The sequence below is a fragment of the Prauserella alba genome (assembly GCF_024171735.1).
Taxonomy (GTDB): domain Bacteria; phylum Actinomycetota; class Actinomycetes; order Mycobacteriales; family Pseudonocardiaceae; genus Prauserella; species Prauserella alba.
The window spans coordinates 57,309-71,085 of sequence record NZ_JAMTCH010000008.1 but is presented as its reverse complement, the minus strand read 5'-3'; the positions used below and the strand labels follow the sequence as shown (position 1 = coordinate 71,085).

General features: G+C 71.6%; 16 protein-coding genes. 13 read left to right on the top strand and 3 right to left on the bottom strand.

Annotated features, from left to right (window positions below; genetic code table 11):
* Positions 1-51: 51 nt before the first annotated feature.
* Positions 52-597 carry a YceI family protein gene (locus LY12_RS23985; RefSeq protein WP_253859740.1) on the bottom strand — a complete coding sequence of 182 codons (546 nt, stop codon included), beginning with the start codon at positions 595-597 and terminating at the stop codon, positions 52-54.
* Between the two features lie 245 nt (positions 598-842).
* On the opposite strand from LY12_RS23985, the gene LY12_RS23980 reads away from it, so the two are divergent.
* From LY12_RS23980 to LY12_RS23955, 6 genes are all read left to right on the top strand, one after another.
* On the top strand, positions 843-1,403 hold the full coding sequence (locus tag LY12_RS23980) for a MarR family winged helix-turn-helix transcriptional regulator (RefSeq protein WP_253859739.1): 561 nt from the start codon (positions 843-845) through the stop codon (positions 1,401-1,403).
* Between the two features lie 201 nt (positions 1,404-1,604).
* Positions 1,605-2,213 (top strand): phosphatidylinositol phosphate synthase, encoded by a 609-nt coding sequence (pgsA, locus tag LY12_RS23975; RefSeq protein WP_253859738.1) that lies wholly within the window; start codon positions 1,605-1,607, stop codon positions 2,211-2,213.
* Positions 2,210-3,136, top strand: a complete 927-nt coding sequence (locus tag LY12_RS23970; RefSeq protein WP_253859737.1) for a phosphatidylinositol mannoside acyltransferase — start codon at positions 2,210-2,212, stop codon at positions 3,134-3,136. The genes pgsA and LY12_RS23970 overlap by 4 nt, the downstream gene beginning before the upstream one ends.
* Before the next feature lie 5 nt (positions 3,137-3,141).
* Entirely contained in the window at positions 3,142-4,284 is a 1,143-nt protein-coding gene (locus LY12_RS23965; RefSeq protein WP_253859736.1) for a glycosyltransferase family 4 protein, read from the top strand.
* Entirely contained in the window at positions 4,281-4,811 is a 531-nt protein-coding gene (locus LY12_RS23960; protein WP_253859735.1) for an NUDIX hydrolase, read from the top strand. Before LY12_RS23965 ends, LY12_RS23960 begins: the two co-directional genes overlap by 4 nt.
* A 30-nt stretch (positions 4,812-4,841) precedes the next feature.
* Positions 4,842-5,441, top strand: coding sequence for an XdhC family protein (locus LY12_RS23955; protein ID WP_253859734.1), 600 nt, complete (start codon positions 4,842-4,844; stop codon positions 5,439-5,441).
* 6 nt (positions 5,442-5,447) lie between these two features.
* Here the strand turns inward: LY12_RS23955 and LY12_RS23950 are convergent, their stop codons facing one another.
* Positions 5,448-7,571, bottom strand: coding sequence for an elongation factor G-like protein EF-G2 (locus tag LY12_RS23950; protein ID WP_253859733.1), 2,124 nt, complete (start codon positions 7,569-7,571; stop codon positions 5,448-5,450).
* A gap of 187 nt (positions 7,572-7,758) precedes the next feature.
* On the opposite strand from LY12_RS23950, the gene pdxS reads away from it, so the two are divergent.
* Positions 7,759-8,676 carry a pyridoxal 5'-phosphate synthase lyase subunit PdxS gene (gene pdxS, locus LY12_RS23945; protein WP_308292166.1) on the top strand — a complete coding sequence of 306 codons (918 nt, stop codon included), beginning with the start codon at positions 7,759-7,761 and terminating at the stop codon, positions 8,674-8,676.
* Positions 8,677-9,159: 483 nt separating this feature from the next.
* Positions 9,160-9,588 (top strand): type II toxin-antitoxin system VapC family toxin, encoded by a 429-nt coding sequence (locus LY12_RS23940; protein WP_253859732.1) that lies wholly within the window; start codon positions 9,160-9,162, stop codon positions 9,586-9,588.
* 42 nt (positions 9,589-9,630) lie between these two features.
* On the opposite strand, the gene LY12_RS23935 is transcribed toward LY12_RS23940, so the two are convergent.
* Positions 9,631-10,167: a helix-turn-helix domain-containing protein gene (locus tag LY12_RS23935; RefSeq protein ID WP_253859812.1), complete on the bottom strand. Its 537-nt coding sequence runs from the start codon at positions 10,165-10,167 to the stop codon at positions 9,631-9,633.
* A 226-nt stretch (positions 10,168-10,393) separates the two neighbouring features.
* Between LY12_RS23935 and LY12_RS23930 the strand changes: the two genes are divergently transcribed.
* The 5 genes from LY12_RS23930 (at position 10,394) to LY12_RS23910 (ending at position 13,767) form a co-directional block, all read left to right on the top strand.
* A complete protein-coding gene (locus tag LY12_RS23930) occupies positions 10,394-11,131 on the top strand; it encodes an AzlC family ABC transporter permease (protein ID WP_253859731.1) in 738 nt (245 codons plus the stop codon).
* Positions 11,128-11,451: an AzlD domain-containing protein gene (locus LY12_RS23925; protein ID WP_253859730.1), complete on the top strand. Its 324-nt coding sequence runs from the start codon at positions 11,128-11,130 to the stop codon at positions 11,449-11,451. The genes LY12_RS23930 and LY12_RS23925 overlap by 4 nt, the downstream gene beginning before the upstream one ends.
* A gap of 211 nt (positions 11,452-11,662) precedes the next feature.
* The gene (pdxT, locus tag LY12_RS23920; RefSeq protein WP_253859729.1) at positions 11,663-12,298 is read left to right on the top strand and encodes a pyridoxal 5'-phosphate synthase glutaminase subunit PdxT; all 636 of its coding nucleotides are present in this window, start codon (positions 11,663-11,665) and stop codon (positions 12,296-12,298) included.
* The gene (locus tag LY12_RS23915) at positions 12,295-13,047 is read left to right on the top strand and encodes a YebC/PmpR family DNA-binding transcriptional regulator (RefSeq protein ID WP_253859728.1); all 753 of its coding nucleotides are present in this window, start codon (positions 12,295-12,297) and stop codon (positions 13,045-13,047) included. Before pdxT ends, LY12_RS23915 begins: the two co-directional genes overlap by 4 nt.
* Before the next feature lie 183 nt (positions 13,048-13,230).
* Positions 13,231-13,767 (top strand): DUF4262 domain-containing protein, encoded by a 537-nt coding sequence (locus LY12_RS23910; RefSeq protein WP_253859727.1) that lies wholly within the window; start codon positions 13,231-13,233, stop codon positions 13,765-13,767.
* Positions 13,768-13,777 lie beyond the last annotated feature (10 nt).

Genomic DNA, 13,777 nt, shown 5'->3' with positions numbered 1-13,777 from the left:
GTACCGAGCGCGCGGAACGGGCGGTTGCCGCTCGCGCCCCGGTCGCGGGGCTCAGTTGTCGAGGACGGCCTCGATGTCGAGCTCGATCTTGACCTTGTCGGCGACGACGGCGGTCGGGAACTGCGACGCCACGCCGAAGTCGCTGCGGTTGATCTCGGTCCTGGCCTCGACACCCACGACCTTGCTGCCTTCGGCCATGCCGTCGCCGAATCCGCCCAGGTCGGCCTCGAGCGAGACCGGTTTGGTCACGCCGTGCAGCGTGAGCTCACCGTCGATGACGTAGCCGTCACCGGTGGCGCGGATGCCGGTGGAACGGAACGACAGCGTGGGGAAGCGCTCGACGTCGAGGAACTCGTCGCTCTTGACGTGTGCGTCGCGCTGGTCGTTCTTCGTGTGGATGCTGCCGGCCTGAATCGTGGCCTCGACCGTGGAGCCGCTGATGTCCTCGCCGGTCACGATCGTGCCCTCGAAGTCCGTGAACTGGCCGCGGACCTTGGACACGCCGAGGTGCCGGGTGATGAACGTGACCTCGGAGTGGACGGGGTCGATGGTCCAGGTGCCCGCGATGTAGCCGGGGATCTGTGTCGCTGCGCTCATGGGTGGTGTCCTCCACGTGTGTTGTCTGTTTCGCCTGCCTGCGGAGCCCTGCCCGGTGCCGACACCGTGTCGCGGGTCCGCGTGGCAGGACAGGTCGCTCGCGCCCCTTCGGCTTCCTCGGTACCCGCACTCTCCGTACCACGGATTCGTGGTGCCGGCGCGGAGACGGAAGCCATCTTGTTGAGCGCTCAACTATAACTGTAACGCATGTTGGTTGAGGGTTCAACCAGAGTATGATGGTGGACATGGACGAAGCGCGACGGCACGAACCGCGATGGCTGAGCGACGACGAACAGCGCGTGTGGCGCGCCTTCCGGGAGGCCGTCGGCATGCTCAACGCGCACACCGAGACCCAGCTCCAGCACGACGCGGGGATGCCGCAGGCCTACTACGAAGTGCTGGTCGAGCTCTCGGAATCGCCGGATCAGGTGATGCGCATGAGTGACCTCGCCGTGGCCACGCGCTCGTCCCGCAGCCGTCTCTCGCACGCCGTCGCGAGGATGGAGGCGAAGGGGTGGGTACGCAGGGAGGCGTGTCCCACGGACAAGCGCGGCGCCTTCGCCCACCTGACGCCCGCCGGTTTCGAGGCGATCAAAGCCGCGGCACCGGGCCACGTGGAGGCGGTCCGCACCGCGGTGTTCGACCAGTTGACCGCCGAACAGGTGCGCATGCTCGGTGAGATCAGCGACGCGATCCGGGGTGGCCTGCGGCCGCGGTGTCCCGAGGTGGAACGGCGGCTCGCCGCCGAGGACGGGGACACGGCGGACGGCGACGGTGACGGCGACGACACCGGCAGAGCCGCATAGGTTCGGACCAGCGTCCTCGCGGGTGCCGGGCCGTCGCACGGGTGGCCGTCCCGGCGGCCGGTGCGGGAAGTCGATAGGGTTTCCGGCGGATGCGCCAGTCCGCCGGAGGTCACCCGACCACGTGACACCCGGCAGGCGGTCGCCGTCCCGCACAGCCCCGACCGACGTCCCCCGACCGACCTGCACGCCTCGTAGGACCAGATGCTGAACATCTTCGCGCGCGCCTCGGTATCCCGCGTCACCGATCCGATCGGTGCCGCGCTGGTGCGTGCCGGGCTCACGCCCAACGCCATGACGCTCATCGGCACCGCCGGTGCGCTCGGCTGCGCCCTGGTCTTCTTCCCGTCCGGAATGCTGCTGTGGGGCACGTTCACGGTGTGGGGCTTCGTCATGCTGGACCTGCTCGACGGCGCGATGGCGCGGGCGCGAGGCAGTACGCCGTTCGGGGCCGTGCTCGACGCGACGTGCGACCGGCTGGTGGACGGCGCGTTGTTCGGGGCCATCGCCTGGTGGGCGTTCGTCACCGATCAGGAGCGCATCGCCGTCGCCGCCCTGCTCTCGCTGGTTCTCGCGCAGGTGATCTCCTACGTCAAGGCGCGCGCCGAGGCGTCCGGGTTCACCTCGGCCGACGGCGGGTTGATCGAACGCGCCGAACGGTTGATCATCGCCCTCGTCGGCACCGGCCTGCAAGGACTCGGCGTGCCCGTGGCCGTCGAGGTGTCCCAGTGGCTGCTCGCGGTGCTGTCGGTGATCACCCTGGTCCAACGGATCGTCGGGGTGGCACGTTCGGCCACGGAGGGCCACCCGTGACGGGGCTGGCCGGGCGGCTCACCGACGCCGGCTTCGCCACGGGCTGGCGCCTCGTGCCGAAGCTGCCGAAGGCCCTCGCCGGGGTCGCCTTCTGGGGAGTGGCCGACCTCGCGGCGCGCCGCGGTGGCGGCGGCGTACGGCAGCTGCGCGCCAACCTCCGCCGCGTGGTCCCACGGGCGGGCGAGACCGAACTGGACGAGCTGACACGCCGGGCGATGCACTCCTACGCCCGCTACTGGCACGAGGCGTTCCGGCTCCCCTCGGCCGATCCCGCGACCGTGCTGGCCGATGTGGACATCAGCGGTACCGAGTACCTCGAGGCGGCGCTGGCCGAGGGCAACGGTGCGGTCGTGGCCCTGCCGCACACGGGCAACTGGGACGTCGCCGGCCTGTGGGCGGTACAGCAGATCGGCCGGCTCACGACGGTCGCGGAACGCCTCGAACCGGAATCGCTGTACCGCCGGTTCGTCGAGTACCGCGAATCGCTCGGCTTCGAGGTCGTGCCCGCCGACGGCAGCGTGCCGTTCCGCCTCCTGCTGGAACGACTGCGGGAGAATCGCGTCGTGTGCCTCGTCGGCGACCGGGACCTGACCAACACGGGAACCCCGGTGACCTTCTTCGGCGAACCGGCGCGGTTCCCCGCAGGCCCGGCACGGCTCGCCGCGAGCACCGGTGCGGCGCTGCTGCCCGTCGGATCCTGGTTCACCGACGGCGGTTGGGGGCTGCGCATCCACCCGCGCATCCGGGTCGCCAACCGGGCCGAGGCACCGGCCGCCACCCAGGCCCTCGCCGACGTCTTCGCAGGCGACATCGCCGCCCACCCCACCGATTGGCACATGCTGCAGCCGTTCTGGCCCGCCGACCGTGACGACCCGGCCGCCGACGGCACCGCAGGCGAGGAATCCGCCGCGGACGCGGGGTGACCGGCATGCGGATCGGGATCGTCTGCCCCTACTCGTTCGACGTACCCGGTGGTGTGCAGGGACACGTCGTCGACCTCGCCAAGGCACTCCGCTCCCGCGGGCACACCGTGTCCGTGTTGGCGCCCGCGGACGAGGACGCCGACCTGCCCGAGTTCGTCCACCCGGCCGGCCGGTCGCTGGCCATCCCCTACAACGGTTCGGTCGCCCGGCTGCAGTTCGGCCCGGTGTCGTACGCCCGGGTGCGGCGGTGGTTGCGGGACAACCGGTTCGACGTGCTGCACCTGCACGAGCCGGCGGCGCCGAGCCTGTCGCTGCTGGCGTTGAAGGTCGCCGACGGGCCGATCGTGGCGACGTTCCACACCTCCACGCCGCGCTCCCGCACCCTGTCGGCGTTCCAACCGGTGCTGCGGCCGCTGTTGGAGAAGATCACCGCCCGGATCGCGGTGTCGGCGCTCGCCCGCCGGGTTCAGGTCGAGCATCTCGGCGGCGACGCCGTGGAGATCCCGAACGGCGTCGACGTGCCGTCGTTCGCCGGGGCGAAGCCGCTGGACGGCTATCCCCGTGCGGGCGGCACCGTCGGGTTCGTCGGCCGCTACACCGAACCGCGTAAAGGAATGGGCGTGCTGTTGGAGGCGCTGCGCGGCATCGTGGCCGAGCTGCCCGAGGTGCGGCTGCTCGTCGCGGGCAGGGGAGAGGCCGAGACGCTGCGCAAGCAGGCCGGTCCGGAGCTGGACGGCCACCTGGAGCTGCTCGGCCAGGTGGACGACGAGATCAAGGCCCGCGCGCTGCGCAGCGTCGACGTCTACTGCGCACCGAACACCGGTGGCGAGAGCTTCGGCATGATCCTCACCGAGGCGATGGCCGCCGGCGCGCCCGTGCTGGCCAGCGACCTCGACTCGTTCCGGCGCGTCCTCGACGACGGCCGCGCCGGGGTACTGACACCGACCGGGGACGCGGTCGCGCTGGGCCGTGCGTTGCGGGAACTGCTCACCGACCCGGATCGGCGCGCCCGGCTGTCGGCGGCGGCGACCGACCGCGTCGCGCTGTACGACTGGCGCACGGTCGTCACGCAGGTGCTGCGCGTCTACGAGACCGCCATCGCCGCCGACCCGCGCAAGGTCGGCCCCGACCGGGACGTGGGCACATGACGGTGTTCGTGGTGATCGCGGCACTGGCCGTGCTCGTGGTCGCGCTCGGACTGTTCCTGCTGGCGACGGCGAACCGGCTCGACCGGCTGCACGTGCGCATGGACGCCGGACGGGCGGCACTCGACGCGGCACTCGCACGGCGCGCCGTCGTCGCGCGGACCGTGGCGGCCTCGGCCGCTGCGCCCGCGCTCGGGCGGATCGACGGCGCCGAGCTGGCGGCGGCGGCGCGCACCGCCGAACAGGTGTCGTGGGCCGACCGCGAGCCCGCCGAGAACGAGCTCACCCGGCTGCTCGGCGCCCTCGACCGGTCGGCGCTGCCCGGGCCGCTCGCCGCCGAACTCGCCGATGCCGAGCACCGCATGGTGATCGCGCGCCGGGTCTACAACGACGCGGTGCGGGACACGCTGACCCTGCGCAGGCGGCGCAAGGTCCGCTACTTCAAACTCGCGGGCACCGCGCCGCAGCCCGAGTACTTCGACATCGCCGAACCCGAACCGGCGACCACGCCGCCGGCGCGCGATTCCTGATCCCGCGGCCGTGGCTGTCACACTGGCGGCATGGCAACGACACCGGAAGCGCCGGGCACGTCCGACAAGCCGGAGGTGCCCGCGACGTCGCAGCCCGACGCGGAAGCCGCGGCCCGAACCGAGACGGCCGCCGAGCCGGATGCGTGCGAGGTCGCCCACGGGGAACGCGACGTGCGTCGCGACACCCGTACCCTCGTCGCCGTGTTCGCCACGCCGGTCGCGGACTACCTGCTGCGCTACGCCGCGGACGCCGGATTCAGGGCGCTGCTCGTGGAACCCGACGCCAAGCGCGTCGCCGACGCGCCCACGGAGATCCCAGACCTGTCGGATGTCCCGGACACGGCCGACATCGTCGTCACCGACCATCATCGCGACGAACTCGGCGTGGTGCTGCGGGACGCGCTCGCACAGCCCGCGCGGTGGATCGGTGTCATGGGCAATCCCCGGCACGAGGGGCCGCACATCGCCGCGCTGCGGCAGCTCGGCGCGAGTGAGGACGACATCGCGCGCGTGCACCGGCCGATCGGGCTGAACATCGGCTCCCGGACACCGCCGGAGATCGCGATCGCGACGCTCGCCGGCCTGCTCGCCGACCGCAACGAGCGGCCCGGTGGCTTCTCGTTCGGCTGACGCCGGTCACCGCACGGCCGTGGCGTGGTCGGGGGCCGGGTCGTAGCGCACGTGACGGCGGCTGAACGTCGCCGTTCCGGACGTGATCGACCGCAGATCGACGGCGTAGCGGAGCAGTTCGGTGGCAGGTACCTCGGCGCGCACCACGGTCGTGCCGCCTCCCGGTGCCTCGGTGCCGAGCACGCGGCCCCTGCGGGACGACAGGTCGCCGAGGACGGCGCCGAGGTAGTTGTCGGGCAGCCGGACCTCGACCTCGTCGAACGGTTCGAGGGCCGTCAGCCCCGCGGTGGCGGCGTCCTTGATCGCCAGCGCGCCCGCGGTCTGGAACGCCGCGTCGGAGGAGTCGACGCTGTGTGCCTTGCCGTCGACGAGCGTGACGCGCACATCGACGATCGGGCGGCCCTCGGTGAGGCCCGCCGCGAGCTGGGCCCGCACGCCCTTCTCGACGCTGGGGATGAACTGGTGCGGCACGGCGCCACCGACGACGCGGTCGGCGAACTCGACGCCTGTGCCGCGGGGCAGCGGTGCGACCTCGATGTCGCACACCGCGTACTGGCCGTGTCCGCCCGACTGTTTGACGTGCTTGCCGTGGCCGGTCGTCGCGCGCGTGAACGTCTCCCGTAGCGGGATGCGCACCGGCTCGGTGGTCACGTCGGCGCCGCCGTCGCACAGCCGTGCCAGCACCACGTCGGCGTGCGCCTCACCGGTGCACCACACGACCAGCTGGCCGGTCTCGGCGCGACGTTCGAGCCGCAGTGTCGGATCGGCCGCCACGAGCCTGCCGAGGTTGCGTGCCATCGCGTCCTCGTCGCTGCGGCCTGCCGCGACGACCGCCATCGGCAGTTGCGGTTCGGGCATGTCCCACGGTGCGATCAGCAACGGATCGTCCGGTGTGGACAGCGTGTCGCCGGTCTCGGCCGACGAGATCTTGGTGAGGGCGCAGATGTCGCCCGCGACCGCGAACGGGATCTCGCGGAGTGCGGCGCCGAACGGGCTGTACAGGTGGGCGAGCCGTTCGTCCTCGTCGTGATCGGCGTGTCCGCGGTCGGCCAGTCCGTGGCCGGAGACGTGCACGGCGCGGTCGGGCTGCAGCCTTCCCGAGAACACGCGCGCCAGCGACACGCGGCCGACGAACGAGTCGACGGTGGTGCGGATGACCTCGGCGGCCAGCGGGCCTTCCGGATCGGGTGCCAGACGTGGATGCGGAAGGCCCTCGGGGGAGGCGGCGAAGGGGACGGCGCGTTCCAGCGGTGAGGGACATGCGGCCGCGATGCCGTCGAGCACCTCGGCGAGCCCGACCCCCGTCTCGGCGCACACCGGGATCACGGGATGGAACGCCCCGCGGCACACGGCCGTCTCGAGGTCGGCGATGAGCGTCTCCTCGGGAATGTCCTCGCCGGCCAGGTAGCGGTCCATGAGGGACTCGTCCTCGCTCTCGGCGATGATCCCCTCGATGAGCTCACCGCGGGCCGAGGACAGGCGGTCCAGATCGGCCGGGTCGGGGTCGCCGACGACCGGTGGGTGCCCTGCCGCGTAGTCGTACCGGCGTCCGGTGATGAGGCCGATCAGCGCCGTGCCCTCGCTCGCGGGCAGGTAGAGCGGCAGCACGCCGTCGCCGAACTCCTCGGCGCACGCGGCGATCTCCCCGTCGACATCGGCTCGGGCGTGGTCGAGGCGGGAGACCAGCACCGCGCGCGGCATGCCGATCCGCGCGCACTCCTGCCACAACGTCACCGTGGCGGCGTCCACCCCGTGTCCAGCTGAGACGACGAACAGGGCGGCGTCGGCGGCGCGCAGTCCGGCGCGCAGTTCGCCGACGAAATCGGCGTAGCCGGGGGTGTCGATCAGGTTGATCTTGACGTCGCCGTGGGTGGCGCTGCGGTGCAGCACGGGTGCGACCGCGAGGCCGACCGATCGCTGCTGGCGGAGCGCAACCGGGTCGTGGTCGAACACGGTCCCGGTGTCGGTCGACGGCGTGCGCCCGCCCGTGGCGGCCGCGGCGACGAGTGCCTCGGCCAGTGTCGTCTTGCCGCCGCCCGACGGCCCGACCAGCGCGACATTGCGCAGCCGGGCCGGATCGTCCACCGTCGCGGCGACCGCATCGCCTCCCTTGCCCTGCTTCTCGGTCATCACGGCCTCCTCGCGGCTCACCGGCACCTGTGTGCTCGATCACACACCCGTCGAACGCCCTCGGCAAGGTGAGGTGACCGGCCTCGTCGAGTGGCCTGCCGAGAATGCTGCGAAATGGCCACCCTGAGGGGGCCACATGCGGCCTAGGCTGGGGTTGTTCCACCCGATCAGACGAAAGGTTCCTTCCGTGTCGACCTCGACGTCCACCGCCCAGTCGCCCACCCCCGAGACCGGCACCGCCCGCGTCAAGCGCGGCATGGCCGAGATGCTCAAAGGTGGCGTGATCATGGACGTGGTCACGCCGGAGCAGGCGAAGATCGCCGAGGACGCGGGCGCCGTCGCCGTGATGGCCCTCGAGCGCGTGCCCGCGGACATCCGCGCCCAGGGCGGCGTGGCGCGGATGAGCGACCCGGACCTGATCGGCGGCATCGTCGACGCGGTGTCGATCCCCGTGATGGCCAAGGCGCGGATCGGGCACTTCGTCGAGGCGCAGGTGCTGCAGGCGCTCGGCGTCGACTACATCGACGAGTCCGAGGTGCTCACGCCCGCCGACTACGCCAATCACATCGACAAGTGGGCGTTCACGGTGCCGTTCGTGTGCGGTGCGACCAATCTGGGCGAGGCGTTGCGGCGCATCACCGAGGGCGCCGCGATGATCCGTTCCAAGGGCGAGGCCGGCACCGGCGACGTGTCGAACGCGACCACGCACATGCGCCAGATCCGTGCCGAACTGCGCAAACTGGCGGCGCTGCCGGAGGACGAGCTGTACGTGGCGGCGAAGGAGTGGCAGGCGCCCTACGAACTGGTGCGCGAGGTCGCGGCGACCGGGAAGCTGCCCGTCGTGCTGTTCACCGCGGGCGGGATCGCGACACCGGCCGATGCCGCGATGATGATGCAGCTCGGCGCCGAGGGCGTGTTCGTGGGCTCGGGCATCTTCAAGTCGGGGGACCCGGCGCGCCGTGCCGAGGCGATCGTCAAGGCCACGACGTTCCACGACGACCCGGACATGCTGGCCAAGGTCTCGCGCGGGCTGGGCGACGCGATGGTCGGCATCAACGTCGACGACGTCCCCGAGCCGCACCGTCTCGCCGAGCGCGGCTGGTGACGGCGACGCTCGACGGCGGAAGGCCGAGTGTGTCGGCCGAGCCGTCGTCGGGCCGCGTCGTCTCGGGCGGCGTCGTGTGCCACTGGGTACGCGCCGTCGAAGCGGCCGCCCGTCCCGGAGTAGCGGGGGCGCCGAGTGATCGATCCGATCGATCGGGTTCCGGAGGGGATCGCGCAGGGGTTCTCTCCGGAAGGTGCTGAACGACGCTGATGACGTGCGTGTTCGCGGGGGAATTGTCGGTGCGGGCCGCTAACCTTGGGTCATGTCCGACAACGCAGAGGGTGCCCGCTGGCTGGGCGCATCGTCGCCGACGTCGTCCAGTGATCGGCTCGGGTTGCGTGCCTACCTCGATCGGTAGCGCGAAGAGTTCGACCGCTCGGGACCGACCGTCGCGGAGGTGCTGGCCGAGCTCGACGACGTTCGCGCCGGTGGCGTGCCCCGTGAGCTGATTGTGCCGGCCGTCCGCGAAGACCGGGACGCGTGATGTCGGTCGACGGCTACTTTGTGCTCGATGCTTCGGCGCTCGTCGAGGTCATGGCTGCGCGGGACCCGAACCCGGCGCTCATGCGCCGCGTGTTCACGGGCCGGGCCGCGGCGCCGGAACTGATCGACGTCGAAGTCCTGAACTCGGTCAGGAAACACGTGCACCGGGGAGTAATGGAGGCTGGTGTCGCCGAGCACGTCGTCGCGAAACTCGGGCAGTTCCCGGTCGAACGGTCGCCGCACCGGGCGTTGGTGCGGCGGGTGTGGGAGTTGAGACATGCCGTGACGCCGTACGACGCGACGTACATCGCTCTGGCCGAGGAACTCGACATCCCGGTGGTCACTACGGATGCCAGGCTCGGCGGGTCGAACGGGCACGCCGTTGAGGTCGAGGTGTATCTGACGTCGGATTCGGTCTCCGTCCGGTGACGGCTCTCGCGATGTGCACGCGGCCACGCGTGACCGGGCGGCTCAGGTGTGTTCCGAGACGAGGACCGCGGTCGTGCCCGGTTCGAGCGCCTCGAACACGTGCGGCAGGTCGCCGGGGTAGGCGATGTAGTCGCCCGGTGCCAGCTCGGCCGGATCGTCGCTCGGCCCCACGGTCGCGCGCCCGGTGCTGAGCACGACGTGCTCCACGACGCCGGGCATGTGGGGCTCCGATTCGCGGGCCGACCCCGGCTCCGCCGTGATCAGGTACAGGTCGCGGCGCGCGTTCGGGGGACAGGTGGACAGCACGGTCGCCAGGTAGTCCGCGCGATCGGCCGCGAACCGCGGACCCTCGCCCGCACGGACGAGCTGCACCTGCGGCCGCGCGGGCTGGACGAGCAGTGCGAACGGCACGTCGAGCGCCACGCTGAGCGCCCACAGCGTTTCCACGCTCGGGTTGCCCGCGGCGGATTCGAGCTGCGACAGCGTCGACTTCGCGACGCCGGCACGGCGTGCCAGTTCGGTCAGTGACAGCCCGGCCCGCTGCCGCTCCCGCCGGAGCGCGGACGCGATGTGGGCCAGCGGACCCGTGCCAGGGGTGGTCGTCCCGGCTGCCCCTTCGGCCTGCGGCTCCGTGCTCTGCGGGACTGTGCTCTGTGGGACTGCGCTCTGTGGGACTGTGCCCTGCTGGTCCGCGCCCGTGCCGGTGGTGTGCTGCTGCGCGGGGTCGGTCTCCGTCACGTGTTCGCTCCATCGGTCCGGCTGTTCGCCTTGACGAACGCGTCGCTTTTGTTCACCATGTCAGGTGATGCGTTCGATATGGCGAACACTAACAAGTCGGCTCGGCCCCGGCCTGCTGCGCGACATCGTGCTCGTGTGCGCGGCCGACGGGCTCGTCGGCGCCTCCTTCGGAGCGATCACGGTCGGCTCGGGCCTGCCACTGTGGCTGCCGATGCTGCTGTCGCTGGTCGTGTTCGCCGGCGCGGCGCAGTTCATGTTCGTCGGCCTGATCGCGTCGGGCGGCAACCCGATCGCCGCCGTTGTGGCCGGGCTGGTGGTCAATGCGCGGCACGTGCCGTTCGGATTCGCCATCGGCGACGTCTTCGGCCGCGGGCTCGCGCGGCGCGCCGCCGGCGCGCACCTGATGATCGACGAGACGGTCGCGTTCGCCCTGGCCCAGCGGGACTCCGACCGGCGCAGAGTCGCCTTCTGGACATGTGGCATCGGACTGTTCGTCTGCTGGAACGTCGGTGTCGTGGCGGGCGCCTTCGGCGGGACCGTCATCTCCGACACCGACGCCTTCGGGCTCGACGCCGCCTTCCCCGCGGTGCTGCTCGCGCTGGTCCTGCCGTCCCTGAAGGACCGGTCGACGCGGTTGGCCGCCGCCGTGGGCGTGGTCGTCGCACTGGCGACGTCACCGGTGCTGCCCGCGGGAGTGCCCGTGCTGCTGGCCCTCGCCGGTGTGCTCGTCGCCCGTGGCGGTACGCCGGACGGCCCACGCGACCCGGCGCCCACCCCGCAGTCCCGGTCGGAGGACGTCACATGACCAGCCCGCTCGTGCTCGTCGTCGCCACCGTCGTGTTGGGCGCCGGTACGTTCGCCTTCCGTTTCGCGGGGCCCGCGCTCCGCACTCGCGTCACCCTGTCCGGCCGCGCGGAGCACCTCATGGCGACATCCGCTGTCGTGCTGCTCGCCGCGCTCGTCGCCACGTCGGCGCTGCTGGCCGACGGCGAGTTCGCGGGCGTGGCGCGCCCTGCGGGCGTGGCCGTCGGCGGCGTACTGGCGTGGCGGAAGGCGCCGTTCGTGGTGGTCGTGCTCGCCGCCGCGGCCACCGCAGCCGGACTCCGGCTGCTCGGCGTGCCGTAGCCGCGCCCGGCCCGCAGGCGCCGGACGGCGGGGCCGGGTGGGTATCCTGGACGGATCGACCCGAGCGGCCGAACTGCAGCGTCGCCCCGTGCGCATGCTCGACCCGCGGCGCTGCCGGTTTCGCGGCGCCGCTGGCTTCGCAGTGTTGCCGGTTTCGCGGTGCTGCCGGAGTGACGTGCTCGGGAACGACGAGTTCGGAGGAAGGATCCGCGTGAACGCCCGCCCGACGATAGGCGTGCTCGCCCTGCAGGGCGACGTACGTGAGCACTCCGGTGCGCTCGAACGCGCCGGTGCGACGGCGGTGCCGGTGCGCAGGCCCGACGAGCTGGCGCGCGTGGACGGGCTCGTCCTGCCCGGTGGCGAGTCGACCACGATGTCGCGGCTGCTGGTGACCTTCGGGTTGCTCGAGCCGATCCGGGAGCGGCTGGCCGCGGGCATGCCCGCCTACGGGTCGTGCGCCGGCATGATCCTGCTGGCCCGTACCGTGCTCGACGGCAGGCCCGACCAGGAGCAGCTGGGCGCACTCGACGTGGTCGTGCGGCGCAACGCCTTCGGCAGGCAGGTCGATTCGTTCGAGGCGGACCTTGCCGTCGCCGGTGCCGGTGACCACCCGGTGCACGCCGTGTTCATCCGCGCGCCGTGGGTCGAGAAGGCGGGCGAGGACGTGGAGGTGCTGGCCAGAGTGCCGCACACCGCGGAGGCCGGCGACGCGGCCGATAGGATCGTCGCGGTCCGCCAGGGCAGGGTGCTGGCAACGGCGTTCCACCCCGAACTCACCGGGGACGACCGGGTGCACCGACTGTTCGTGGGCCTCGCGGAAGAAGACGTAGATCTGGAGGAGAGATGAGCGGCCACTCCAAGTGGGCCACCACCAAGCACAAGAAGGCCGCCCTCGACGCCAAGCGTGGCAAGCTGTTCGCGAAGCTGATCAAGAACATCGAGGTCGCTGCGCGTACGGGCGGGGGCGACCCGGACGCGAACCCGACGCTGTTCGACGCCATTCAGAAGGCGAAGAAGAACTCGGTCCCCGCCGACAACGTCGAGCGCGCGCGCAAGCGCGGCGCCGGTGAGGAAGCCGGCGGCGCGGACTGGCAGGAGATCACCTACGAGGGCTACGGCTCCAGCGGCGTCGCGGTCCTCATCGAGTGCCTCACCGACAACAAGAACCGGGCCGCGGGTGAGGTGCGCACCGCGCTCAGCCGCAACGGCGGTTCGCTGGCCGACCCCGGTTCGGTCGCCTACCTGTTCACCCGCAAGGGCATCGTGCTCATGAACAAGGGCGACAAATCCGAGGACGACGTGCTCATGGCGGTGCTGGACGCGGGCGCCGAAGAGGTCAACGACCTCGGTGAGAGCTTCGAGATCGTGTCCGAGCCGGGTGATCTGGTCGCGGTGCGCACGGCGGTGCAGGACGCGGGCTACGACTACGAGTCGGCCGAGCTGAGCTTCCAGCCGTCGGTGAACGTGCCGCTCGACGTCGAGGGCGCCAAGAAGGTGTTCAAGCTGATCGACGCGCTCGAGGACTGCGACGACGTGCAGAACGTCTACACCAACTTCGACGTCAGCGACGAGGTGATGGCCGAGGCGACCGCCTGACCGTCGCCGGCCTCGCGGAGTTCGCGAGGCCGGTGGCGATCCCGGTCGTGACAGCGCCCGGCGGTGCAGGGTTGTACCTGTGCCGCCGGGCGCCGTCGCTCGTGTGCCTCTCGTCGGTGTCACCGGAATCTCCGCCACGGTTGTGCGGCCGGGCGGTGGGATCTGGCAGGGGCATGCGGCAGAATGCACGCCGTGAGTGTCGAGACGCCGGATTCCGCGAACACCGCCGACCCCGACGACGAACTCAGGGAGTGGATCGTCGCCGAGGCCGAACGGCGTGGCAACGCGGTGATCAGCGTGGCGGCCGACGAACGCGGCGCGGGTTACGCGTTCACGGTGTGCGCGTGGGCGATGCACGGCGTGCCGGAGGCCGTCGTGATCGGCCTGCCACCGGAACTGGCGCCGGTACTGCTCGACGCCTACGTCGACCGCGCGGCCACGGGTGAGGACTTCCGTTGCGGCGAGCTGTACCGCGACTTCTTCGACGGGGTGCCCGTCACCTTCGAGCGGGTCAACTCCGGCCACTACCCGGAGTTCCTCGGCAGCGCGTTCGTGGTCTACCCCGAGGGCGATTTCCCGGCCGTGCAGATCATCGTGCCGACGCCGGACGGGCACTGGCCGTGGGCCGAGGCGGCGCCGGAGGGCTTCGCGTCGTGGCAGCCGGTGCTCACCGAGAGCGGTAGGCCCGAGAGCTGGACTCCCGGCGTTGACGGCCCCTGAGCATCAGCGG

What these genes read in the sequence shown, in the direction of transcription:
- LY12_RS23985 (WP_253859740.1), bottom strand. Translation starts at nt 597, where the DNA reads ATGAGCGCAGCGACACAGATCCCCGGCTACATCGCGGGCACCTGGACC.
- LY12_RS23980 (WP_253859739.1), top strand. Translation starts at nt 843, where the DNA reads ATGGACGAAGCGCGACGGCACGAACCGCGATGGCTGAGCGACGACGAA.
- pgsA (WP_253859738.1), top strand. Translation starts at nt 1,605, where the DNA reads ATGCTGAACATCTTCGCGCGCGCCTCGGTATCCCGCGTCACCGATCCG.
- LY12_RS23965 (WP_253859736.1), top strand. Translation starts at nt 3,142, where the DNA reads ATGCGGATCGGGATCGTCTGCCCCTACTCGTTCGACGTACCCGGTGGT.
- LY12_RS23960 (WP_253859735.1), top strand. Translation starts at nt 4,281, where the DNA reads ATGACGGTGTTCGTGGTGATCGCGGCACTGGCCGTGCTCGTGGTCGCG.
- LY12_RS23955 (WP_253859734.1), top strand. Translation starts at nt 4,842, where the DNA reads ATGGCAACGACACCGGAAGCGCCGGGCACGTCCGACAAGCCGGAGGTG.
- LY12_RS23950 (WP_253859733.1), bottom strand. Translation starts at nt 7,571, where the DNA reads ATGACCGAGAAGCAGGGCAAGGGAGGCGATGCGGTCGCCGCGACGGTG.
- LY12_RS23940 (WP_253859732.1), top strand. Translation starts at nt 9,160, where the DNA reads ATGTCGGTCGACGGCTACTTTGTGCTCGATGCTTCGGCGCTCGTCGAG.
- LY12_RS23930 (WP_253859731.1), top strand. Translation starts at nt 10,394, where the DNA reads ATGCGTTCGATATGGCGAACACTAACAAGTCGGCTCGGCCCCGGCCTG.
- LY12_RS23925 (WP_253859730.1), top strand. Translation starts at nt 11,128, where the DNA reads ATGACCAGCCCGCTCGTGCTCGTCGTCGCCACCGTCGTGTTGGGCGCC.
- LY12_RS23915 (WP_253859728.1), top strand. Translation starts at nt 12,295, where the DNA reads ATGAGCGGCCACTCCAAGTGGGCCACCACCAAGCACAAGAAGGCCGCC.
- LY12_RS23910 (WP_253859727.1), top strand. Translation starts at nt 13,231, where the DNA reads ATGCACGCCGTGAGTGTCGAGACGCCGGATTCCGCGAACACCGCCGAC.